This window comes from Gracilibacillus thailandensis (assembly GCF_010994055.1).
Taxonomy (GTDB): domain Bacteria; phylum Bacillota; class Bacilli; order Bacillales; family Amphibacillaceae; genus Gracilibacillus; species Gracilibacillus lacisalsi.
Map to the genome: position 1 here is coordinate 1 of NZ_WJID01000042.1, position 23076 is coordinate 23076.

24 protein-coding genes are annotated in these 23076 nt (G+C 37.2%); 19 read left to right on the plus strand and 5 right to left on the minus strand.

Annotation, left to right across the window (positions count from 1 at the left end; genetic code table 11):
* The 4 genes from GH715_RS12915 to GH715_RS12930 all read left to right on the plus strand — a co-directional run.
* On the plus strand, positions 1-303 hold a 303-nt coding region (locus GH715_RS12915; RefSeq protein WP_205601857.1), incomplete at its 5' end, for a hypothetical protein.
* Between the two features lie 299 nt (positions 304-602).
* A complete protein-coding gene (locus tag GH715_RS12920) occupies positions 603-935 on the plus strand; it encodes a PadR family transcriptional regulator (RefSeq protein ID WP_153835709.1) in 333 nt (110 codons plus the stop codon).
* A complete protein-coding gene (locus tag GH715_RS12925) occupies positions 935-1909 on the plus strand; it encodes a permease prefix domain 1-containing protein (protein ID WP_153835710.1) in 975 nt (324 codons plus the stop codon). The genes GH715_RS12920 and GH715_RS12925 overlap by 1 nt, the downstream gene beginning before the upstream one ends.
* Positions 1910-2102: 193 nt before the next feature.
* Entirely contained in the window at positions 2103-2543 is a 441-nt protein-coding gene (locus GH715_RS12930; RefSeq protein ID WP_153835711.1) for a cell wall hydrolase, read from the plus strand.
* Positions 2544-2670: 127 nt separating this feature from the next.
* Here the strand turns inward: GH715_RS12930 and GH715_RS12935 are convergent, their stop codons facing one another.
* The 3 genes from GH715_RS12935 to GH715_RS21580 are packed head-to-tail and all read right to left on the minus strand — an operon-like array spanning position 2671 to position 5963.
* Positions 2671-3573, minus strand: a complete 903-nt coding sequence (locus tag GH715_RS12935) for a sensor histidine kinase (protein WP_153835712.1) — start codon at positions 3571-3573, stop codon at positions 2671-2673.
* 19 nt (positions 3574-3592) lie between these two features.
* Entirely contained in the window at positions 3593-4264 is a 672-nt protein-coding gene (locus GH715_RS12940; RefSeq protein WP_153835713.1) for a response regulator transcription factor, read from the minus strand.
* A 10-nt stretch (positions 4265-4274) separates the two neighbouring features.
* Complete coding sequence (locus GH715_RS21580; protein WP_153835714.1) at positions 4275-5963, minus strand: ATP-binding cassette domain-containing protein; 1689 nt, start codon at positions 5961-5963, stop codon at positions 4275-4277.
* A 226-nt stretch (positions 5964-6189) separates the two neighbouring features.
* Between GH715_RS21580 and GH715_RS12950 the strand changes: the two genes are divergently transcribed.
* The 12 genes from GH715_RS12950 to GH715_RS13005 all read left to right on the plus strand — a co-directional run bounded on the left by GH715_RS12950 (position 6190) and on the right by GH715_RS13005 (position 19394).
* A complete protein-coding gene (locus GH715_RS12950) occupies positions 6190-6963 on the plus strand; it encodes a DeoR/GlpR family DNA-binding transcription regulator (RefSeq protein ID WP_153835715.1) in 774 nt (257 codons plus the stop codon).
* 66 nt (positions 6964-7029) lie between these two features.
* On the plus strand, positions 7030-8013 hold the full coding sequence (locus tag GH715_RS12955; protein ID WP_153835716.1) for a sugar ABC transporter substrate-binding protein: 984 nt from the start codon (positions 7030-7032) through the stop codon (positions 8011-8013).
* A gap of 438 nt (positions 8014-8451) precedes the next feature.
* On the plus strand, positions 8452-9951 hold the full coding sequence (locus tag GH715_RS12960; protein WP_153835717.1) for a sugar ABC transporter ATP-binding protein: 1500 nt from the start codon (positions 8452-8454) through the stop codon (positions 9949-9951).
* Complete coding sequence (locus tag GH715_RS12965) at positions 9948-10946, plus strand: ABC transporter permease (RefSeq protein ID WP_205601858.1); 999 nt, start codon at positions 9948-9950, stop codon at positions 10944-10946. Before GH715_RS12960 ends, GH715_RS12965 begins: the two co-directional genes overlap by 4 nt.
* Before the next feature lie 30 nt (positions 10947-10976).
* Complete coding sequence (locus tag GH715_RS12970) at positions 10977-11996, plus strand: carbohydrate kinase family protein (RefSeq protein WP_153835718.1); 1020 nt, start codon at positions 10977-10979, stop codon at positions 11994-11996.
* Between the two features lie 12 nt (positions 11997-12008).
* Positions 12009-12860: a class II fructose-bisphosphate aldolase gene (locus GH715_RS12975; RefSeq protein WP_153835719.1), complete on the plus strand. Its 852-nt coding sequence runs from the start codon at positions 12009-12011 to the stop codon at positions 12858-12860.
* A gap of 729 nt (positions 12861-13589) precedes the next feature.
* Positions 13590-14093, plus strand: coding sequence for an RDD family protein (locus tag GH715_RS12980; protein WP_153835720.1), 504 nt, complete (start codon positions 13590-13592; stop codon positions 14091-14093).
* Between the two features lie 90 nt (positions 14094-14183).
* The gene (locus GH715_RS12985; RefSeq protein ID WP_153835721.1) at positions 14184-15320 is read left to right on the plus strand and encodes a sensor histidine kinase; all 1137 of its coding nucleotides are present in this window, start codon (positions 14184-14186) and stop codon (positions 15318-15320) included.
* Positions 15317-15949, plus strand: coding sequence for a response regulator transcription factor (locus GH715_RS12990; protein WP_153835722.1), 633 nt, complete (start codon positions 15317-15319; stop codon positions 15947-15949). The genes GH715_RS12985 and GH715_RS12990 overlap by 4 nt, the downstream gene beginning before the upstream one ends.
* A gap of 119 nt (positions 15950-16068) precedes the next feature.
* Complete coding sequence (locus GH715_RS12995; RefSeq protein WP_153835723.1) at positions 16069-17001, plus strand: ABC transporter ATP-binding protein; 933 nt, start codon at positions 16069-16071, stop codon at positions 16999-17001.
* 12 nt (positions 17002-17013) lie between these two features.
* Positions 17014-18282: an ABC transporter permease gene (locus GH715_RS13000; protein ID WP_163578646.1), complete on the plus strand. Its 1269-nt coding sequence runs from the start codon at positions 17014-17016 to the stop codon at positions 18280-18282.
* Positions 18279-19394, plus strand: a complete 1116-nt coding sequence (locus tag GH715_RS13005; protein ID WP_153835724.1) for an ABC transporter permease — start codon at positions 18279-18281, stop codon at positions 19392-19394. The genes GH715_RS13000 and GH715_RS13005 overlap by 4 nt, the downstream gene beginning before the upstream one ends.
* A gap of 117 nt (positions 19395-19511) precedes the next feature.
* Here GH715_RS13005 and GH715_RS13010 read toward each other — a convergent pair whose 3' ends face one another.
* The gene (locus tag GH715_RS13010) at positions 19512-19952 is read right to left on the minus strand and encodes a YtoQ family protein (RefSeq protein ID WP_153835725.1); all 441 of its coding nucleotides are present in this window, start codon (positions 19950-19952) and stop codon (positions 19512-19514) included.
* A 545-nt stretch (positions 19953-20497) separates the two neighbouring features.
* Between GH715_RS13010 and GH715_RS13015 the strand changes: the two genes are divergently transcribed.
* From GH715_RS13015 to GH715_RS13025, 3 genes are all read left to right on the plus strand, one after another.
* Positions 20498-20671, plus strand: coding sequence for a hypothetical protein (locus tag GH715_RS13015; RefSeq protein WP_163578647.1), 174 nt, complete (start codon positions 20498-20500; stop codon positions 20669-20671).
* Positions 20672-20706: 35 nt separating this feature from the next.
* Complete coding sequence (locus GH715_RS13020; protein ID WP_153835726.1) at positions 20707-21114, plus strand: NUDIX hydrolase; 408 nt, start codon at positions 20707-20709, stop codon at positions 21112-21114.
* Positions 21115-21287: 173 nt separating this feature from the next.
* Positions 21288-21926 carry a LysE family transporter gene (locus GH715_RS13025; protein ID WP_153835727.1) on the plus strand — a complete coding sequence of 213 codons (639 nt, stop codon included), beginning with the start codon at positions 21288-21290 and terminating at the stop codon, positions 21924-21926.
* A gap of 233 nt (positions 21927-22159) precedes the next feature.
* Here GH715_RS13025 and GH715_RS13030 read toward each other — a convergent pair whose 3' ends face one another.
* Positions 22160-23074 carry a VanW family protein gene (locus GH715_RS13030; RefSeq protein ID WP_153835728.1) on the minus strand — a complete coding sequence of 305 codons (915 nt, stop codon included), beginning with the start codon at positions 23072-23074 and terminating at the stop codon, positions 22160-22162.
* Between the last annotated feature and the right edge of the window lie 2 nt (positions 23075-23076).

Consider the following 23076-nt stretch of genomic DNA (forward strand, 5'->3'; position numbering starts at 1 on the left):
TCGGGTGGGCTTTCCCGGTTTTTCTTAATAGTCAAGCACAAAATACATAAACTGCGAAGTAACGAAGATATGGAAAAGAGATATCCACGGAAGCGCCGGTCTGTTCCGGGGAAAAAGGCTTCTCTTCCAGGGAAAAGATCTTCTCTTCCGAGGATAAACGACTATATCCAGGGAAGAGAAGGGGATATCCCCGGAACAGCAAAGGATATCCAAGGAAGGGAAAGAGGTATCCTCGGAACAGAAAGAGATATCCCTGGAAGAGAAGTCCTGCTAACTTTGCAACTAAGCTACTTCGCAGTCTAGCTCCGAGCACCTAAAACTAGGCGACTTCATGGATCGCCCTACGATAAGTCATCATCGGTTCGCTTTTCTCAGTGATTCCTTTATCTTAGTTGATTAGCTTCCAGTCGCTACGTTTTTAAGCGGACGCTCTGCGCTTTTCTTAACGGTTCGATGTAGTTCTCATTTAGGTAAGGGTAACTTCGGATCTGGTCAAGCCTATACGAATAAAAATTTTACTTAACCTGTCGTAGTAATTGTGATAAACTGAAATTACTACGACAGGCGAAGTAAATTGGAATGTGGGAAGGGGGATCAACTTTTTGATTAGTAGTGATGTAATTCGGGGCTACAATGATACGATTATTCTTTATTTATTGTTAGAAAAAGAGTCCTATGGATATGAAATTTCGAAAAGAATCAAAGAGTTATCCAATGATAAGTATGTCATCAAGGAAACCACCCTTTATTCAGCATTTAATCGTCTTCTGAAAAAGGGTTATATTGAATCTTTTCATAGAGAGCAAACCTTTGGAAAAAAGCGAACGTATTATAGAATTACCGAATCAGGATTGCTTTATTATCAAGACAAGTGTAGAGAATGGGAGTTAACAAAGGAAGTAATTAATCAATTTATTAGGGAGGATTATCTATAATGGATACCATTATTAATTACGTCGATAATATGTTTGCTTCATTACCGAAATCTACGGAAATGAGGCAGTTAAGGGATGAACTTCTGGCTAATATGGAAGAAAAGTATCATGAATTAAAGCAAGCTGGTAAAACGGATAATGAAGCAATAGGGATTGTTATTTCTGAATTCGGTAATATTGACGAAATCATCGAAGAGTTCGACATTTCACAAGAAGAAGGTGGAGTGACAAAACCATTACTAACGGAGCAAGAGGTGGATAATTATTTTCAAGTAAGTAAAAAATCGGGGCAATGGATTGGAATAGGAGCGGTTTTGTGTATTTTCGGTTCAGCCATGTTTGTGCTTTTTCTAGGTTTAATTGAAAATGGATATATGAATGGCTTGACGGAGGAAGTAGGAATGTATATAGGAGTAATTTTACTATTATTATGTGTAGCTACGGCGGTTGGCTTATTTATCTATGCAGGAATGCAATTAGATAAGTATAAATATATTAGTGTGAAAGGGAATTTTGATTTACCAATCGATTTAAAAAGTAAAATCAAAACAATGAATGACGCTTACCAGCCAACGTTTACCATTATTATGATTGTTGGTGTTGTTCTAATTATATTATCTCCAGCTGTTCTTCTTAGCATGATTGCTTTTAATGAAAATATGGCTAACTTTGGTGTGTTTATTATGTTAGTACTTGTCGCAGTTGCAGTATACTTATTTGTATATTTTGGTAATATGTATGGTGCATATGACAAACTTTTGAAAAGGGATGCACAACGAAACAAAGAAAAAGATGAAGATCGTGTCATTGGTGCCATAGCTTCGATAATTTGGCCATTAGCCGTGATCGTGTTCTTGATAAGTGGTTTCATTTATGAGCTGTGGTATATTAATTGGATTGTGTTTCCTATTACGGGGCTGTTATTTGCTATGTTTAGTGGAGCTTATTCTATTTTGAGAAATAAAGAAGAATAACAAATTGGTATTACTAAAGGATATTTCCTTATAGATCATGCTTTAGTAATGCTCTGATACCAGATTGAGTTACTATTTCACAATTTACCAGCATATATTTTTCTGTGCGATGATTAGTTAAAATTCTTAACTTATTATTAAAGTCTACATTTTTACCGGATTTTCTCATACAATTCTCTTAGAGGTGATGAAAATGACACGAGTAAAATATACAGACAGTGACGTAGCTTTAATGGCAAGGATGATGAGAGCAGAAGCAGAAGGTGAAGGAAAACTAGGGATGCTTATGGTTGGTAATGTAATTGTAAATCGGCTAAAAGCTAACTGTTTAGATTTTGAAGGTTTAAGGACCATACCGAATGTCATTTATCAAGTACAAGGTGGAAATTATTCATTTGAAGCAGTACAAAAAGGAAACGTTTTTTATCATAGAGCAAGAAGTGTAGAAAAGCGTTTAGCTAAAAAAACATTAGACTATTGGAGAGAGCATCCTTCTAAGTATGCGCTTTGGTATTTTAACCCATATGGTGAATGTCCTTCTTCATGGTATGGTCAACCATTTACAGGGCAATACAAACAACATTGTTATTATGAACCTGAGGCTAATACTTGTGAAGGTGCCTATAGATGGTGAAAAATCACAAATTAGATAGGTTTTTTGCCCACTGGTTGTTTTAGTCAAATTTTATTATCATATCCCAGTACATTCAATTAATTCCTTTCCATGCTAAATATTGAACACATTCGCCGAATAATTAACTCTACATTCTATTAATGGGAAGATGGATTTGAAGAATAAACCAATCATTATTAATCTCTGCATCCATTTTTCCTTCCATTTTTTCCACCAGCTTTTTAGACAGATACAGACCAATCCCACTTGCTTCTGTATTCGTTCTGCTAGTAATTTCTGTATAGAAGCGCATAAATACTTTTTCCACGGCAACTTTGCTATCTGGTTTGATATCATTTTTTACAATAAAGACGATATAGTCATCTTCGTTTCTATAATGGATAACCGCTTTACTTTTGGCATAACGAATGATGTTTTGTACGATATTTTGAATAACGCGCGTAAGCATTAATGGATCGGCAATAATTTGTCGGTCCATTATTTGTTCAGGAAAATGCAGTTCAATGTTCTTTTCTTCCAATTGTTCATAATAAGACAAGAAGATTTCTTCGACTAAACTGGGTAAAGAAACGGAAGTTAGGCTGATTTCTTTTTGATTTGTTTCAATCCGTGCTAAATCATAAAAATGGTCAGTCATTTCAATCAATCGTTTAACAGAGCTTTCGATAATCGATAAATAGCGTGCTCTCTCGGCTTGGTCTGTGGTTGCATCCAAAAGTTGAACATATCCTTTAATTGAAGTAAGAGGTGTGCGTAAATCATGTGAAAGACCTACGATCGATAATTTCACATTCTCTTCTATTTTCTTTGCTTGGAGATTTTTCTCCTCGAAAGCATCAATTATTTGGTTCCATTCATCGATCAATTCCATCAAGGCTTTATCACGAAAAGCAAGTGAGAGCCTACTGCCAAAACTAGCACGAGTTGGCATTTCTTTAACCTCTTCTTTCAGTTTTCTTAATTCCCGTTTTAGAAAATAAAGATAAACAAGGAGCGCCAATGCTAGGAAGACAAATATCCATCCCCACATTTCATTCACGCCCCTTTCCTTAATCAAATTTGAAGCCTATGCCCCATATTGTTTTGATGTAATTAGTATCTTTTACATTTAATTTATTTCGTAAATTACTGATATGCATATTAATTGTTTTATCATTACCAAAAAAAGCTTCATTCCATACACTTTCATAAATATTGGCACGGCTGAATACTTTCTGTGGATGATCTAGAAAAAGTAAAAGAATAGCATATTCACGCCCAGTAAGGTGAATGATTTGGTCATTCACTTTCACTTCACGCGTATCCAAATTGACACTGATATTTTGATAATGAATCTCTTTCCTATTACCTATCGAAGCTTTTGATGCATGGCGTAATTGAATGTCAATTCGTGCAAGTAATTCCTTCACATCAAATGGCTTAATAATGTAATCATCTGCCCCATTTGTCAGTAGTTTCAATTTTGACTGTTGATCATTCTTTGCTGAAACTACAATAACGGGGATAGTGGAGTTCTGCCGTATCTCTTGAAGAAATTCTTCGCCATTCATCCCTGGAAGCATCAAATCTAAAAGAACTAGATCCACTTGATTTTGCGAAAAAAGTAACTTCCCTTCCGTACCTGAATACGCACTTAATGTTGTAAAACCATGTAAATCTAGTGCGTCTTTCATCAGTGAATGAATGGCACTATCGTCTTCCATAATTAATATTGTAGCCATACTTATCGACCTACTTTATGTCCGTTCGTTTAAAAAGAAAGATTCCTATTGTTGATGATACCACAATGGTTATCAGACTGACCAATACCATCTCAGGAAATTTCGCAATATCTGCTGGGTTGGCAAAATCAGAATAGAACAAAAATACTTCAGAAAACCAGTATGTCACATGCTTAAAATGTGTAGTTTGTTGAAAAATATCCGGAAGAAACCCTGTCGCAATGGTATATAGGAAACTCCAAATAAGTGCGATACCACTATTTTTGGTTAGAAAACTAATCGTCACATAAATGGAGACATTCGCCAAAATTAATAAATAAAGCGTGCTAAAGGATTTGATAGCGTAGATAAAGTAATGATTAATTTCAGCTACTTCACCAAACTCAAATATTACGGTAAAACTTATGATGCCAACCACGGTCATTACAATCGTCCCAATCAGTGAGAGGAGTGCTGCCATCACAAATTTTGATAGATAATAATGGGTGCGACTACGCCCTAAAGACAAGGCATTTCGTATCGTTCCATTTTGAAATTCTTCTCCAATAAAAAAACAGATAAAAGCACTAATAACAAGTAAAACAGTTAATCCGTTTTTCTCTATCATTAGAACCCCTGTTGCTCCATTGATAACTGTATCGACAACTTGGACAAGTTCCTTTCCATAATCTACTGATATCTTGCTATTCACGGCTTGCAGGACAGGTAGAATAGTGAAAATAGCTAGAACAATCCATAGTTTTTTACTTCGAAATAATTTAATTCTTTCAGCAGTTAAAAGATTAAGCATGCGAATTTCCCCTGTTAATTGTAAAAAGTATTCCTCGAGTTTTTGTCTTGTTGTACCAATCCGTGATACGTTCACATCAGCTAAGACTAGGGAACGGTTGATGTTAGCAACATCATCTATACGTTCATAGATGTTAATACTTGTACTATTTACAACTTCATAATCATTTATCTCTAATTCATCTAATACAACGACTGCTTTTTGTACCTCCGTTGTTTCCAGTTCAATGTACTGACGAGTTTCATGGGCTAACTCTTCCTTCGAAAGTTCGTTAATAAGTTTTCCATCATGCAAAATACCATAATGAGTTGCGACTTGTGAAAGTTCATCAAGCAAGTGACTGGACAGTAAGACCGTAATACCTCGTTCTACCACTAATCGCTGAATAATTTCACGCATTTCTACAATCCCCGATGGATCTAGTCCATTTGTCGGCTCGTCTAAGATTAAGAACTCAGGATTAGTAATAAGTGTGGAAGCTATTGCTAAACGTTGACGCATGCCTAAAGAGAAGTTTTTGGCTTTCTTTCTACCTGTATTACTTAGATTCATTAAGTGGAGTAAATGATCAATCTCTCGTTCACTTACACCACCATTTGCTGCTTGGACTTTCAGATTTTCTCGAGCCGTTAATTCTGGATAAAGTGCTGGAGTTTCAATTGATTGTCCCATTTTTCTTCGAGCGCGTTGCACCTCTTTCTTCCCTGTTTCTCCAAATAGTTCAATGTCACCTTCATCGATTTTGATCAATCCCATAACCATGCGCATGAATGTCGATTTTCCTGCGCCGTTCTCTCCGATTAATCCGTAAATCATCCCTCGTTTAATTTCAATCGATACTTTATCAAGTGCTTTGTTTTTGCCATATATTTTTGACACATTCGTAGCTTTAAGAATTGTTTCTGACATATGTCATCACCCTTTCCATGTTGATGATTCTTATAATAAGTGGGAGGTATAAATAATTTAACTAGAAAAGTATAAAAAAAGTGTAAAGAATTAATTGCTCTCACTACATTGCCAATCCAAAACAGGGAGTGATTTTTTTACCCTTCAAGTATATTTTTTCTTCCTCATACATAATGTTTTACAAATGTTCGATTTAAACAATAACGAACAAAGTGGGGAATAAAAAATGGAAAAATCCTTGAATCGAAGGCAATACAAGATTTATAACTTATTAAAAACAGAAGATGCTGTTAAAGTAAATGAATTATCTCAAAAATTCAACGTAGCAGAAATGACAATTAGAAGAGATTTAGAGAAATTAGAAGATTGTGGCTTAGCAAAACGCACATTTGGAGGCGCTATCTTATCTGCTAACACGGATATTACCTTTAATCGCCGTAATGTATTACATGTGAAAGAAAAACAATCGATTGGCTATGTTGCAGCACAATATGTTCAAAATGGTGATTCTATATTTATTGATGCAGGCACAACAACTTCGCATTTTTCTCGTTATTTATCAAGTAGTTTGGCGATTTCACTTGTCACAAATGGAGTGAATATTGTTTCAAACATTCATGATGCGAACAAAGAAAAGATTTTGTTAGGCGGTATCTACCGAGAATCTACGAGGTCTTTAGTTGGGCCAATTACCCAATCTCACTTAGATCATTTATATTTTGATAAGGCTTTTTTATCTGCTTCAGGCTTTTCAGTAGAGAAGGGATTTACAAACTCGAACAGCTTAGAAGTTCAAATTAAACAAAAAGTGATGAAACAATCGAATGAAGTCAATCTTCTCATAGATAGTTCTAAATTCGAAAAAAATTATCTTCACAAAATCGGTAATTTGCATGATATTCATCGTATTTTTACAGAGAAAATGCCACCAGACGATCAGAAAAAAGACATAGAGCAAGCAGGAGTAGAACTTGTCATATGCAACACCTTCTTATTATAGGATGGATAACGTTAATAATCACATGATGTGATTCATTAAAAAAATGGATAAGGGAGTGGTCAAGCTATGAAAAAGAAAGGTTTATTATTGTTGTTTTTATCGGTCTCATTCGTTTTGTTGTTAGCTGCTTGTAATGGGGACACAGAAAGTGATGGAGAGAATGATTCGGGAAATGACGCTGGCGAAGAGAATACGGATGGCTATACTTTTGGCTATACTTCGATGACCCAAAACAATCCTTTCTTTCAAGTTTTAGAAGAAGCCATTAGAGAAAAAGTGGAAGCAAACGGTGATGAGTTAATTACAACCAATCCAGCGATGGAGGTTGAGTTACAAATTAACCAGATTGAGGACATGATTGCCCAAGATATTGATGCCATTTTTCTAAATCCGGTTGACTGGGAAGGGATCAGACCTGCGTTGGTTATGTTAGAAGAAGCAGATATCCCGATTATTAATTATGATACCGAAGTGAAGGATTTTGAATATGTGACAGCCTATGTAGGATCTGACAATAAGAATGCAGGAAAAGTAGCAGGTGAAGATTTAGTAGAAAGGTTCCCAGAGGGTGGAGAAATAGCGGTTTTAGACAGTCCGACCATGAACTCGATTAATGATCGTATTGAAGGCTTTATGGAAGCAATTGAAGGACATAATTTTGAAGTTGTTGCTCAACATGATGCCAAAGGTGATTTAGAAACTGCGCTTGATATTACGGAAGATATTCTGCAGGCACACCCTGACATCATTGCGATAATGGGTGGGAATGATCCAACTGCACTAGGTGCCTTAGCAGCTGCAAAGTCCAATAACATACAGGATATTGCGATCTACGGTGTAGACGGTTCACCAGATGCAAAAGCTGCTATCGCAGAAGGTGGTCCATTTGTAGGTACAGGTGCTCAATCGCCGATTTCAATCGGAGAAATGTCTGTTGATGTAGCCTATCAAATCTTAAATAGTGAAGATTACGAAGAGAGAACACCGGTAGATACGTTTTTAATTAACGAAGAGAATGTGGAGGAATATGGGTTGGACAGCTGGCAATAAATCAATCTGGGTTCTACCAAACTATTGGGTTGTTGTCTATCCCCAAGTGTCAGACACTAGGCGACTTCATGAAATTGGTTTTAACCATTATTAGTGATTTCTCATGTTATAGCTATTGGCATTTCCACTGGGAACATAAACCAAGTTGCTAGGTTTTACAAATGTTGCAGTATAGGTATAAAGCGAAGGTCGCTCACTTCCACTCCTGTTGGAATCGTTTGGCCTGAAGATCCACTTTTACGAGCGGTTTTTGCTCTTAAAAGTTAGCTGAAGTGCAAACCTCACGGAAAGGGAAGTGGGCAGCAGAAGCGGTAGTTAAGTAGTTTATTTAATTCCATAATGGCTACTAGAGGAAGCGAAAATTTTAACAGTTAGTGATAAGGGTTGAGCGAATTTTGCTCGTTTTTTCTTAACAAGGTCTAGAAAAGAGGTGATGATATGAGTGCAGAGCTATTAAGTATGAAGCGAATCACCAAGTCATTTCCAGGAGTCAATGCATTAAAAGAAGTTGGATTACAGCTGGAGGCTGGTGAAGTGCATGCTTTGTTAGGAGAGAATGGTGCTGGGAAATCAACATTGATTAAAGTTTTAGGTGGAATCTACCAGCCGGATGATGGTGAAATTTTTGTTGATGGAAAGAAAGTGACAATAGAGAAGGTTACCGATGCTCAAGTAAATGGAATCAGTATTATTCATCAAGAAATTGTGCTCGTTCCTTATTTGTCGATAGCAGAGAATATTTATTTAGGAAGAGAACCGTTAACTAAAAGTGGTTTTATTGATATGGAGAAAATGATAGAGGATTCGAAAAAATATTTAGCAGAATTTGGTCTGGATTTGAATCCAAGAACGACCATTACAGAATTGACGGTAGCGCAACAACAAATGATTGAGATTATTAAAGCGGTATCATTCGAAGCGAAAATTATTGTTATGGATGAACCAACATCCTCCTTAACCGATAAAGAAGTAAAGGCATTATTCCAGACTATTCGCAGTTTAAAAAAGCAACAGGTAGGCATCATCTATATTTCCCACCGAATGGAAGAGTTATTTGAGATTACCGATCGCATTACTGTCATGAGAGATGGTGAATATGTTGGAACCGTTAAGACGAAGGAAACAACTCATGATCAATTAGTAGCGATGATGGTAGGGAGAAGCTTAAGTAATATCTATTATCGAGAAAAAGGTTGGAAGACTAGCGAAACAGTATTGGAGGTGCATCATCTATCCAAGCAAGGTGTCATCGAAGATATTAGTTTTGATTTGAAGAAAGGTGAAATTTTAGGTTTTTCAGGTTTAGTAGGGGCAGGAAGGTCAGAGTTAATGAGATGTATATTTGGTATTGATGACTATGATAGCGGGGAAATTCTGCTGAGTGGCAAGCATGTAAAAATTGAACAGCCTAATGATGCGATGAATCAAGGATTAGCATATGTACCGGAAAGCAGAAAGGATCAGGGATTATTCCTGTCTAAAGCAGTGGATTATAATATGTCGATAAAAATCCTTGATCAATTTATAAAAGGCTTGCGTGTAAACGATAAAGTCGAAAAGCAGCAGGTAGATCACTATATTAATGAATTAAATATCAAGACACCCCATGCGAAGCAGACGGTAAGGAATTTAAGTGGTGGAAATCAGCAGAAGGTATTAATATCTAGATGGCTTGCAACGAAACCTAATGTATTAATTTTAGATGAACCAACAAGAGGGGTAGATGTTGGCGCTAAGTTTGAAATCTACTCTATCATGCAAAAGCTAGTTGAAGAAGGTGTTTCGATCATTATGATTTCATCGGAATTACCAGAAGTTATTAACATGAGTGATCGAGTAGTGGTGATGTATAAAGGAAAAGTCGGAAATATTTTAGAAGGAAACGAAATCAAACAAGAGCAAATTATGTATTACGCTACAGGAGGTGGAGAAAGATGACTCCATTAACCTATGAAAATGGTAAAGAATCGATCTGGTTTAAAATCAGCCATGCTGTTACGGGTTTTGTTAGAGATAATATGGGGATTTTAATTGGATTAATTGTTTTATGTACATTTATTTCGATCATGAATCCTGATTTTTTGTCTTCTAACAATCTCATGAATGTATTAAGACAAACCTCTACCAACATGTATTTAGCGATAGCGATGACGATGGTCATTATTTTAGGTGGGATCGATTTATCGGTAGGCTCTATTATTGCGGTAACGGGCGTTGTAACAACGCTATTAATTGCAATGTTAGGTTTCCCTGTCTGGGCGGCAGTTGCAGCAGGATTATTAGTCGGCATGCTTTTCGGTGCATTTAACGGCTATGTAGTCGCCACTACGATAATCCCTCCTTTTATTGTCACCTTAGCGACAATGAACATCGCCAGGGGAGCAGCTTATGTTTTTAGTGACGGAAAACCGGTAAGAGTGATGTCAGATTCCTTCAATAACATTGGTTCTGGTTATATTGGCGGATTTCTGCCAGCTCCTGTCCTTTATTTAATCATTATTCTTATCATTGCTTATATCATAATGAATAAAACGAAACTAGGAAGATATATGTATGCGGTTGGTGGTAATCCGGAAGCAGCTAAATATGCCGGCATAAACATTAAGAAGATCAAGATCCTCGCTTATACTTTTAGCGGTCTGATGGCAGGTGTTGCGGGGATCGTTTTATCTTCGAGAATGTTCTCTGGCCAGCCGACAGCAGGTGACATGGCGGAGTTAGATGCGATTGCCGCTGTTGTATTGGGTGGAACAAGTATGACAGGTGGCTCAGGTAAGATTGGTGGAACAGTAATCGGTGCGCTTATCATCGGTGTTCTAAGCAACGGGCTCAATTTAATGGGAGTTAGCTCCTTTTGGCAATATATCGTAAAAGGTACGGTGATCCTTATCGCGGTATACGCTGATGTTATTAAGAAGCGGAATCAATTGTAAGTTTGTTCATACCGAAAGGGGGGAGTATTTTTGCGCAAGGGAGTTGCAATTGCTGGTACGGTAATGGTTGATGAAATTAAAACAGTAAATGGATACCCAGCTAAATCAGAATTAACGACGATTGAGCAAAGGAAACGGTCAATGGGGGGAGCTGTTTCCAACTGTTCATTATCTTTGGCTCATATAGATCCAACTCTTCCGATTGAAATCATTGCTTATTTTGGAGAAGACGAGAGAGGGCAATATTTGTATGAAGGTTTTTCAAAATATAACAATATCGATTTGAGTAAGGTTCAGTTTACGGGAGAAACCCCATTTACCGATGTTATCTTTGATGAATTCGATAAAACAAGAACCTTTTACACATTTAAAGGAAACTCTACTTCTTTTAATGAAGATGCTTTTCCATTATCAAATATCCATGCGAAAATTTTACATGTTGCTTATGTCCTGTTGTTAGATGCTTTAGATCAAGAGGATGAGCAATACGGGACAAAGCTTGCTAAACTATTATATCTCGCCCAAAAAGAAGGGATGCAAACTTCCATTGATATCGTAAGTGAAAATAAAGATAGATATGAAAAGCTAGTACCACCTGCATTAAAATATACGAACTACTGCATTGTGAATGAATATGAAGCTGGGAAAAGTACCGCAATAACATTGCGTGGACAGAATGATAGATTACTAGTGAACAATATAAAAAAAGCATTAACTAAGATGAAAAGCATGGGTGTACAAGATTGGGTAGTCATCCACGCACCTGAAGCTAGCTTTGGGTATAACGGGGAGGAATTTTATCGTTTACCATCTTTATCGATTAATAAAGATAGCATAAAAGGAACGGTTGGAGCAGGTGACGCGTATGCAGCTGGGATTCTCTATGGTGCGGAGAAAGGTTATTCATTATATGAGTCAATGAAAATCGCTACCGCTAGTGCTGCTTCCTCCTTGTTAGAAGAAGATAGTGCTTCCGGTGTGAAAGATATACAAACATTAAAAGAGATGTATGATAACTGGAAGAAACGTGAAGATGCTTTTCTTCTATAAGGGGGATAAATCATGTTAGTTACATTAAAAGAAAATCTGGAAATGGCGGAGAAAGGGAATTATGCAGTTGGTGCTTTTAATGTTCCTACTTTGGAAGCTGCCCGAGCAGCGCTGGAGGCAGCGGAGGAGTTAAAAGCTCCGATTATTTTGGCGCATGCCGAGGTTCATAATGAGTTAATGCCGCTAGAGTTTATTGGACCTATTTTAGTAGAATTAGCCAAAAAAGCAAGTGTACCGATTACGGTTCATCTGGATCATGGCTCTCAATTCGATTTAATCAAACAAGCGATTGATATTGGTTTCACCTCTGTCATGATTGATGCATCCCATTTACCTTTTGAAGCAAATGTAAGAGAAGTAAAGAAAGTGGTAGAATATGCAAGGAAACGAAATGTTTCGGTCGAGGCAGAACTGGGAGTGATGACAGATTCGACAATAGGTGGCGGTGAAAGCTATGACGATTCCGACAAAGGCGATGGTATTTATACCGACCCGGAAACTGCCAAAGTATTTGTAGCAGAAACAGATATTGATGCACTAGCTGCTGCGTTTGGCACTGTACATGGCATTTATTTAGAGGAGCCTAAGCTTGACTTTCACCGTTTGCAACAAATCTATAAAGGAACAGGTAAACCAGTTGTCATGCATGGTGGTTCCGGCCTTAAAGAAGATGACTATACTCAAGTGATCAATGCAGGGGTAAGGAAAATCAATTATTATAGCTATGCAGCTAAAGCAGGCGCAGAAGCAGTAAAGCATTATGTTAATCACAAGGAACATATTTTTTATCATGATATAACTGCGGTTGCCAAAAAAGCGATGAAACAAAATTATCAACGCGCTATTGAAATATTTATGAATTAATAGTAGAAAGCTTGCAAGCACGCCTAAACAGGGTGTTGCAAGCTTTCTTTTTATAAGTTAAGAAGTTATAAAATCAGTGCAATGACTGTGTTAAGCGAAGTAGTTATTTTGAAATGTTTTATGTTTACTTGCCAACGCTCTGACTAATTACTTCGCTTTCCACGGGCACGACCTCAACTAACTTTGCAAAGTGGATTTTCGGCTCGTGCTATTATTCCCGCAGGAGTCTCTGTAATTAGTCTCCGCTATGAGGAGTTGCAACAACTCTTGTCAGAAGTAATAGGTTGACTTTTTACAATGGACAAAGTGAACAATTGCTATTTGCCATAATAAAAGCAACCGTATTACTTCATGCTAGCGTTGTAGAGCAATACTTAGCGAAGGCCGCTCACTTTCACTCCTGTGGGAATTGTTTGACCTGAAGATCCACTTTTTCAAGCGGGTTTTGCTTGAAAAAGTTAGCTGAAGGACAAACCCCACGGAAAGGAAAGTGGGCAGCCGGAGCGGTGGTCAGGCTGTTTAAGTATCTCATAATGGATGCTAGAGAAAGGATAAATCTTTAGCTTTTAGTTATAAGGAAAGAGTGGTTTTGCTCAGATTTTCTTATTGTGAAAAAACCCCCTATAGTACTCATATTAATAGTATAATGGATTAAGCATTGTATGTCCGTGTGATAGCTTCAAATATTTCATTAACAACAGACTCCACACATTATTAAGGAGGATTTATATGCAAACTGTTGCTACAAGGAAACAAAGGATCATTGCACTATTGATTGACTGGTTATGTATCAGTGCATATCTCATCTTACTCTTCGGCATCATGCAATTAGTCTACCTGGTCGCTTTTAATGGAATTCCTGCATTTTCAAATTGGCAAACACAACTTATTGCAACGTTAACCTCTGTACTTCCAGTCATCATTCTACTTTCGATTCTTGAAGGCGGTTCTCGTGCTTCCACTTTTGGCAAAAGAATCAAAAAGATAAAAGTAAGTTATCCTGATTATCCCAAAATAAGAAGTACGGTACGCAATATTGCGAAATTTCTACCGTGGCAGCTAGGCCATATGGGAGTTATTCATGGAATGTATCATGATTTCAATTGGCTAGCCATGTTTTATATCAGTATCTCGATTTTTTTAGCATTTCTTTATATTATCATGGTCCTTGTACGTCAGGATCATCGTCATTTAGCAGATTTATTAGCAGGAACAACGGTAATAAAACAGTAAAAACCTTTAAATAGCGGATGCGGTGTATAATCAATCATAGTATAATGAGGGCGCAAAGGGTGATCGTTATGTTCGAAGGAGTATTTCAATATGAATAAAACATATTTTATGTGGATCGCTATTCATTGCCTTGTATGGCCATTAGCTTTTTGGGGATCGGGTTTGACTTTATCTTTACAACAGTTGTCCAGTTTCTGTTTGTTTTTGATTATCTTGTTCCTTTTCCCACTATTTGCAGACAAATCGCTTTTACAAACGATATTATTCAGCACACAGACACTGACACTGTTGCATATTTTTTACCCTGTAAATCAGGAATTCAATCCATATTTGTTACTTGTACAAGCGTTGGTACTTGCAGAAGCAGTTTTTAGATTATCATTGTTACAAAGTATGATTGTAATGCTGGTTCAATTTGTTGGGTTATGCTTAGTCCTGCTGCAAACTAGCCTCTCCACGAACCAATTAGCATGGGTCGTATTGTTTACCCTATTAACTATGATCGGATTATTGTACTTTCAGCTTGTAAAAAGACGGGAAATAGAGGTCAGGGAAAAGAACGATGCCTTATTAGATGAATATAGAAGGATGAAAAGGCAACTGGTTACGGAGGAAGAGCATGCCAGGCAGGATGAACGGATGCTGATAGGGCATGAAATTCATGACTCTGTTGGTCATAAACTAACTGCTTTGTTAATGCAATTAGAAGCCTTTCGTATAACTGCGAGTGAAAAAGATCAAGAAAAGGTCGAAAAATTGAAAGAACTTGCCGAACAAAGTTTGGAAGAAACAAGGCGAGCTGTCAAATCTTTTAAACAAACTGAAGTAGGTGGTTTACAAGGTCTCATCCGATTAATTCGCAAGTTAGAAGTGGAAAGATTTATGAAAATCAATTTTTCGGTAAAGCACGGAGCATTTGCCGCATCATTGACAGGTGAACAGTCATTTGCGATTTACCGTGCTGTACAAGAGGCACTAACCAATATTATGAAGCATAGTTCTACAAGAGAGGCTCACATCTCTTTTGAAACACCGGGGGGAAGTATTTTTCGCTTTGAAGTGATGAATCCTGCAAAAACGAGTCCTTTTTTTGAAGAGGGGTATGGATTAAAAGCGATGCGAGAACGTTTGGAAAAAGTGGGCGGTTCCTTAGATATACATCATGATGAGCGGCAGTTTGTAGTAAGCGGCAGTATTCGATTAACGAAAATGGAGAGGATAGAATGATAAAGGTTTTGTTAGCAGAGGATCAGGTGATGGTACGACAAGGGTTAAAGGCAATGATCGAAACGGATGAAGAAATCGAAGTAACAGGAGAAGCGGATAATGGTAGACAAGCTGTAGCGTTGTGTGAAAAACAGTTATTTGATGTTGCGGTGTTAGATATTCGCATGCCTGAGATGGATGGAATAGAAGCGGCAAAAGTATTACGCTCCCGTTTCCCTCATTTGAAAATATTAATGCTGACAACGTTTGATGATAATCAATATATTATGGATGCGTTAAAAGTGGGGGTTAGCGGTTATATGTTGAAGGATGGAGATACCGAATCACTGATACGCTCAATTAAGAGTGCAATAAAAGGAGGACTTTCCCTCCAAGATCAGGTGGCGGCAAAAGTGGTCCCGGAGTTACTGAAAACCGAAAAACAAGAGTCAATTGATCCAACGTTAACACCGAGAGAAAGAGCGATCCTGAAATGTATTGGAGAAGGGCTGAATAATAGAGAGATTGCAGAACGATTGGGGCTTTCAGTAGGTACAGTAAAAAATCAAACCAGTCAAATATTAGACAAACTAGCATTACGAGATCGGACTCAATTAGCAATATATGCTATTCGCCACCGTCTAGTATGATTGCAGAAAAAATGACTAAAGTAATATATGCAAGAAGAGTTAATGACCAGGGTCAGTAGTGACTTTGGTCTTTTTCATTTACGATAGATAGTAAGAAAGGGAAAAAAGGAGGAAAATACATGCTTGAAACGATAAATGTTAGTAAGTTATTTAAGGGAAAAAAGGCGGTACAGGACGTTAATTTATATCTTGATAGAGGGGAATCAGTTGGTTTGTTAGGTCCGAACGGTGCCGGTAAATCTACAACGATTTCCATGATATCGACTTTGATCAAGCCGACTTCCGGTGAAATAAAGCTGAATGGAGTCAATACCGTAAACAAACCAGCAGATATAAGAAGAGTATTAGGGGTGGTGCCTCAGGAATTAGCTCTCTATCAAGAGCTTTCTGCTTATGAAAATCTAAAATTTTTTGGCTCGATTTATAAATTGAAAGGCAAGGAATTAGAGAACAGGATTCAATATGCACTGGAAATTGTCGGGTTGAAGGATCGTCAAAAGGATTTAGTGAAAACTTTTTCCGGAGGGATGAAGCGAAGAGTCAACATTGCTGCTGCATTGTTGCATAAACCGCAAATATTAATTCTTGATGAGCCGACAGTCGGCATTGATCCACAATCAAGAAATCATATTTTAGAAACGGTACGATCATTAAATGAAACAGACGGTACAACGATTTTATATACGAGTCATTATATGGAGGAAGTTGAACAGCTTTGCGATCGAGTTTACATTATGGATCATGGCGAGGTGATTGCGGCAGGCAGTAAAGCGGAGCTACTCAGTATTTTATCGTCTGAAGATACGATCAAGCTGGAATTAAGCATGATCGATGAAATTTTTGTGGAAAAGATAAAAAAGCTGGAAGGTGTTCGTAAGGTGGAAGCAGCTAGTTCGCAGCTTAAGGTCATAGCAAAGAAAGGAAGTAATTTGATCAGCGAGCTTGTCTATTTAGCTGACAGTCATCAAATTCAATTGCTCAATTTTCAAACAGAGTCACCTAGTCTGGAAGATGTTTTCCTTCATCTAACTGGTAGGACATTGAGAGATTAAGGAGGTGTAATCGTGGGAAGTTTTATCAAAAAGGATTTATTTTTATTTTTACGTGATCGTAAAGAACTAGTAGTCGCGCTTTTGCTTCCGATTGTGATCATTTTTGTCCTTAATCTTGCCTTTGATGGATTGTTTGACAGTGATGAGGAAGCCATGCTCGATATACACTTGGCATTAGTTAATCAAGATAATCAGGAGAATGTAACGGAATCATTACAGGAAAAGTTGATTGAAGAGGGATCTTTTGACGAAATGGAAGCTACTGCAATTGCAGAACAAGCTAGCTATGCAGATCCGGTAGAAGCTTTAGCCAATTTTCTTGAGAGTGAAGATTTACAAAATTGGGTTACCATACACGATTTAGATGAAGCTGAAGCGATAGATCAAGTCGAACAAGGTGAAATCGATGGAATGTTAGTAATCCCGAATGACTTTACAGTTGAAAGTTTATATGCGGCTTTCACCGGAGAACCGCCGGCAGTTTCACTTGCTTATAAAATGGAAGAAGAAACGGCTAACAACGGGACAATGTATGACATCATTAACGGTTTTATTGATAATTTGAATTATCAATTTGCCATGCAGCAGATCGCTGGTAGTAATGAAGTGGAAGTAGTACAACCACAAGGCGGTGTGGAGCAGTTAGGTGAAGGAGAAACGTTTACAATGTCCCAGTATTTCACGCTTGCAATGGGAATCCTGTTTGCATTATTCCTTTCCATTACGGTAGCGGCTAAAACTGGTGAAGAAATCAGACAACAAGTTTTTGATCGAATTTTAGTAACGAATAGTCATCCTATGTTATTTTTGATCGGGAAAATGGTATCAACATTTATTTTAGCATGGTTGCAAATCAGTATCGTCTTTGGTTTAGCGCATTTGATATTAGATGTATTTCCTGGTCGTTCCCTCGACTTTTGGCTAGGAGTTGCTGTGATTACTTTACTGTTTGCTTTAGCGGTTGCAGGTTTAGCGGCGGTATTCACTTCTATTGCTTTACAAATGCACAATATAGATGCTGCCAACGGTGTGTTTAATGTGATAGCAATGGTATTAGCAGTCCTTGGAGGTAACTTCGTGCCCATTTATGTATTTCCGGATTGGATGCAAAGGGTTAGCGAATGGACACCAAATGGCTTAACTCTGTCAATGATGATGGAGTGGCTTCAATACCAACAAGTATCGTCTTTAATAATGCCTAGTTTAATGCTAGTTGGCTTTTTTGTATTATGTACGTTAGTTGGATTGGCGATGTATCCTAAAAGGGGGGGAGCAAAATGAAGTCTGTTTTGTGGGCACAATTTTCTAAAGATAAACGAAATCCAATTTTAGTTCTTGCATTGATTATGGGAAGTATCCTTGCGACCCTCTTTTTTTCGGGGGGGATCCAAACGCCTACCAAGGTGGTTATTTTCAGTGAGGAAGATAATGCGGAGGAGATCGAAAAAAAATGGGAAGATCGCTTAAATGTAGATAATTCCTTCGAGTTTGTTGTCACAGATCCTGATCAAGCACGTGAGGAAGTTCGTGATGGTAATATCGATGTGGCGGTTCAATTAATGGAGATGGACTATCGATTGTTAGTTATTTCTGAGCTTCCGACAGTTTCGATGGTAAGGCAACATGTGGATAAAGTATTTCAACAGGAAGCACAAATTAGCTCACTGATTGATGCTACAGGAGATGAGAACATCAGAAGTGAGATCGAAAATTATTTAGCAGATGCGCCTGTACAAATCGAAGCACAAGGATTGGATAGTGAAGAGGTGCCAAGTTATAACATGAGTATTCAGCTTATGTTTGCTTTCACCTTTCTGATTTCTATGTTTCTTGCAGGATTTAAAGTCAATAATGTCACGAATGATAAAGTTTCAGGTGTATGGAATCGGATGATTTTGTCACCGATCAATAAATCGAGTATGTATATCGGCTATATTTTGTACAGCTTTTTGGTGACGATGTTTCAAATTGTCGTAGTTCTGATTGTCTTTAAGTATGTGATGAATTATGAGTTGGGTGATAACTTGTGGACACTAATCATCATTTCTGCACTCTTTACCTTCAGCATGATCAGTATTGCGATGTTGTTAACTGGCCTTGTAAAATCACCAGAGCAATTTTACGCTATCTATCCATCCATCATCCCGCTTATTCCATTAATTAGTGGAGCGTATATGATGCCGGGTACAATCACAAACAAAGTGTTGCTGTTTATCGGAGATTTATTTCCAATGGCACACGCAATGGATGCAACGATGTCAGTTATTTTCTATGATGCCAACTTCAATGAGATTTTAATGCCGCTATTAATCATGCTCCTTATTGGGATAATAGCCATGGGGATTGGTGTAAATCTTATCGAGAGGCGTGGAGGGAGTACAGCTACAAAGTAAATGAACTTTTTATCCAGGGACCAGAGGATCTCTTCTGAGGATATCCATCTGTCTTCCCTGGATATTTCTATTTCTTCCCTGGAAATAATTAATTATCCAAGGAAGAGAAATACAGTTTCATTCGTAAATATAGGAGATGACCTCAATAGCTTGATCAATAGTTTCAACGGTTACATTCGCTTTGTTGGAAAGCTCTTTTAATGGATGTATAAGTGAATCTGGTCTGACAATAATGGTAGGTATGTTCATTGCAATCGCAGTACTTGCGTCCATTGCGGTATTCCATTGTTTATATTTATCCCCGAAAAGCGCAATCACGATATCAGATTTTTTCATTAAGACTTGTGTTCGAAAATTGTTTATATCTGATGCTGCATCGTCTTTATAAAGCTTATCAGGTTGTTCACCTAGAATATCCTCGCCAACATTGTCTGAACGATCATGATTTGTTTGAGGACCTACAAAAGTTAAAGGAAGTCCTTTTTCTTTGGATTTTTGCTCTACCTCTTTTCTCCAATCATCATGAATCTGTCCTGCTAAATAAACAGTTAGCTGCATATGTAATCCCCTCTCTTATTTTTATTACTTTCATGATATAAAAAAAGGGTTCCATTTTCAAAAATAGAATACTAGTGTATGTCTACTGAAGTGATTGTTAACTTATGTTAAATTATATGTTAACATTTTAATAGGAAATAATTAGGAGGATTTAAATGTGAAAGGTAAAATCAGAGTCATTATCACCCTTGTAAGTAGTTTGATTATTTTGGCTGCAGGTTTATTTAGACTACTGACCGAGTCACTTGAGTCAACACCCTTAGTTGTAGCATACATCTTTGTTTTTACTTGATTAATTGGAGCTGTTGCAAACGGAATAATCTTAATGAAGCAACCGAGTTCTTGATAAATTCCTTGTGAGATATTGGTTTGGTAAGAGAGATAGCTCCTAGTCTCTCGCTAGGAAATGAGATTGAAGGGTGGTTATGCGAAAATGATAATGAATATAGTACTTGGAGTCGGTGTTGTTTTACTATTATTATTTTCATTTGTAGTTTATAACAGTTATAAGAATAGGTGATTTTTAGAATGAAGGGAGAAGGATAATGTCTCCAAATAAATCTTTTAACGATGTCATAGAGCATAAACAGAAAGTCGAAGGAGCTCCTATAACTAGAGGTGGTCGCCTACCACTTCCTATTAAAATAATCGGGTATTTCCTATTCGGTGGAATGGCGATTATGATCGTATTAAGCATGATTGCCAATTATATATTTTAAAAAGGAATCATTTTCAAGATCAAGGAGTGTGGATGATGGAGACACCAAAACATATCGTTTCGGCTTCTGCCTGTGTTTTAAATGATAAAAATGAGATTTTGTTAGTGAAAAGCCCAAAAAGAGGATGGGAAATGCCTGGAGGTCAAGTAGAAGAGGGAGAATCAATAAAAAACGCCGCAATTAGGGAGACAAAGGAAGAGTCAGGTATAGATATTGAAATAGAAAAATATTGTGGCATGTATCAAAATGTAAGTCGTTGTATTTGTAACGCATTGTTTTTAGGAAAAGTGATCGGTGGAGAATTAACAACTAGTCTTGAAAGTTTAGAGGTAGGTTTCTTTCCTATTAACCAAGCACTTGATATGGTTACATGGCATACTTTCAGAAATCGAATCGAGTATTGTTTAAATGATCATCTTCATCCATTTTTTGTGGAATGTTGAATTAGACGATTACTGGACGGGGCGTCTTTTTTTACTTTAAAGGAGAGGTGAAATGATGAAAGAAAAAGTGAAGGAAGTTTTCAATCAACTCGCTAATGTTTATGAACATAACGTGGATACAACAAGAAATTATCAGACTAATAAGTCAATCTAATTAATTAGGAGAAAACATAATGATAAGTATCATCATCTCATATATTTTTTTAGGTATATCACTTTCTGCGCCGGTTGGTCCAATTAATATTGCGCAATTTAACAAAGGAATTCATCATGGCTTTCTAAATGCATGGCTTGTTGGCATTGGTGGGATGTTAGCTGATGTCCTATTTATGTTCATCATTTACTATGGTCTTGCAGACTATTTGACGACTCCTATTCCAAAATTATTAATGTGGACTTTAGGTTGCTTAGTTCTCATTTATTTGGGATATGAGAGTATTCGTGATTCCAAAAAGAAGATAACACTTGCTGAGAGTAATCAATATGAACCTCCGATAAAGTCATTTGTAACGGGCTTTTTACTGGCAGTTTCGAATCCATTAAATATTATTTTCTGGATTGGTATATATGGATCGGTTTTGACAGAGGCAGTACATACAATTGGAAAGCAACAGGCACTTCTGTACAGCGGTGCTATATTTATCGGAATCATGATTTGGGATGTTTCCATGGCGGCAATAGCCCATTTCAGCCGCAAAAGAATTAATAATACAATCATCAAATGGATTTCTATCATAGCTGGCATTGTATTATGGATATTCGGATTAAACTTTGGCTATCAGGCTATCATCACTTTTATGGATATTTATTAAATGAAACGAGTGCAATTTCGCAATAAAGGAGCGGGATTTCGCAATAAACAATTGCAATAATGATAAAAAGTTAACTCTTTACGCGGAAATCTGTTCATTTGCATGGACAGATTTCCCTGTTAATTCCGTTTTACAGGGAAATCTTATAGTTTTATTTTGCAGTTTTCCTCGTAAAACTAATGGTATCTCAGTTGATTCCGGACGCATTCTAATAATATCTGATCCAACTGTAGCTAATTGCTGAATATCTTTATTTCTTTTGGAAGTTGGTCTGATGCGTTAGGTACTTTGCGTGGAGTGTATTCCACTAAATCAGAAGAGTATATATTGATGATTACTTTACCATCAATAGCCTTAGAACGAATTAGCAAAGGTTGATTATAATTATTTTTGAATGTGAAATCAGGTCCGTACCAGCTAACTGTTGCATCACGTCCAGGTGGAACATAAGGAACTTTCCTGCTATGAGAATATCGCTCGATAATTTCTACTCCTGCACGATCAACAGCATTAAATAGAGTGGAGGACACTTGGCAAATCCCCCCGCCGATACCTTCTGTTAATTCCCCTTTCACTATCTCGGGAGCAGGCAAATATCCTTTTTCTTTCGTTCTTTTTCCAACCACTTCGTTAAAAGAAAAGGTTTTACCGGGAAATACAACATGATTATTAATTGCTTCCGTTGAAAGAGAAATATTATGAGATCTTTCTTCATTATTTGCATTAAAATAGGTAATATATTGCCCTATTTGTTGCGTTCGAATATCGGCGAGTAATTCACTGTCCACTCTGGGATGCAATTTAAGTATTGGTGCTTCTATTCGGATAACATCCTTTTCGAAAAAATTGGTGTAAAACAGTTCTTTGAATTTTTGGCGGTGTAATGCATATCCCTCTTGACCAGGGACAATTACTCCATCATCGTCGATCGTTGCATCTACAGGTTCTTGCGAGATTTTTTCACCAAGTTCTTTTGTAAACTCGCTAAACTTAGAATCATCGATTAGCGGATCGTCTAAATAGGGAACCAGCAAATCAGTTCGATTGATACTCGCAATTGGATCCCCTTTGTACGTTACCACCAAGTCATACGAAACACTGGTTTGAGTGAAAAGTAAAAATAAGATTGTTAAATAGGTCATTTTCATCT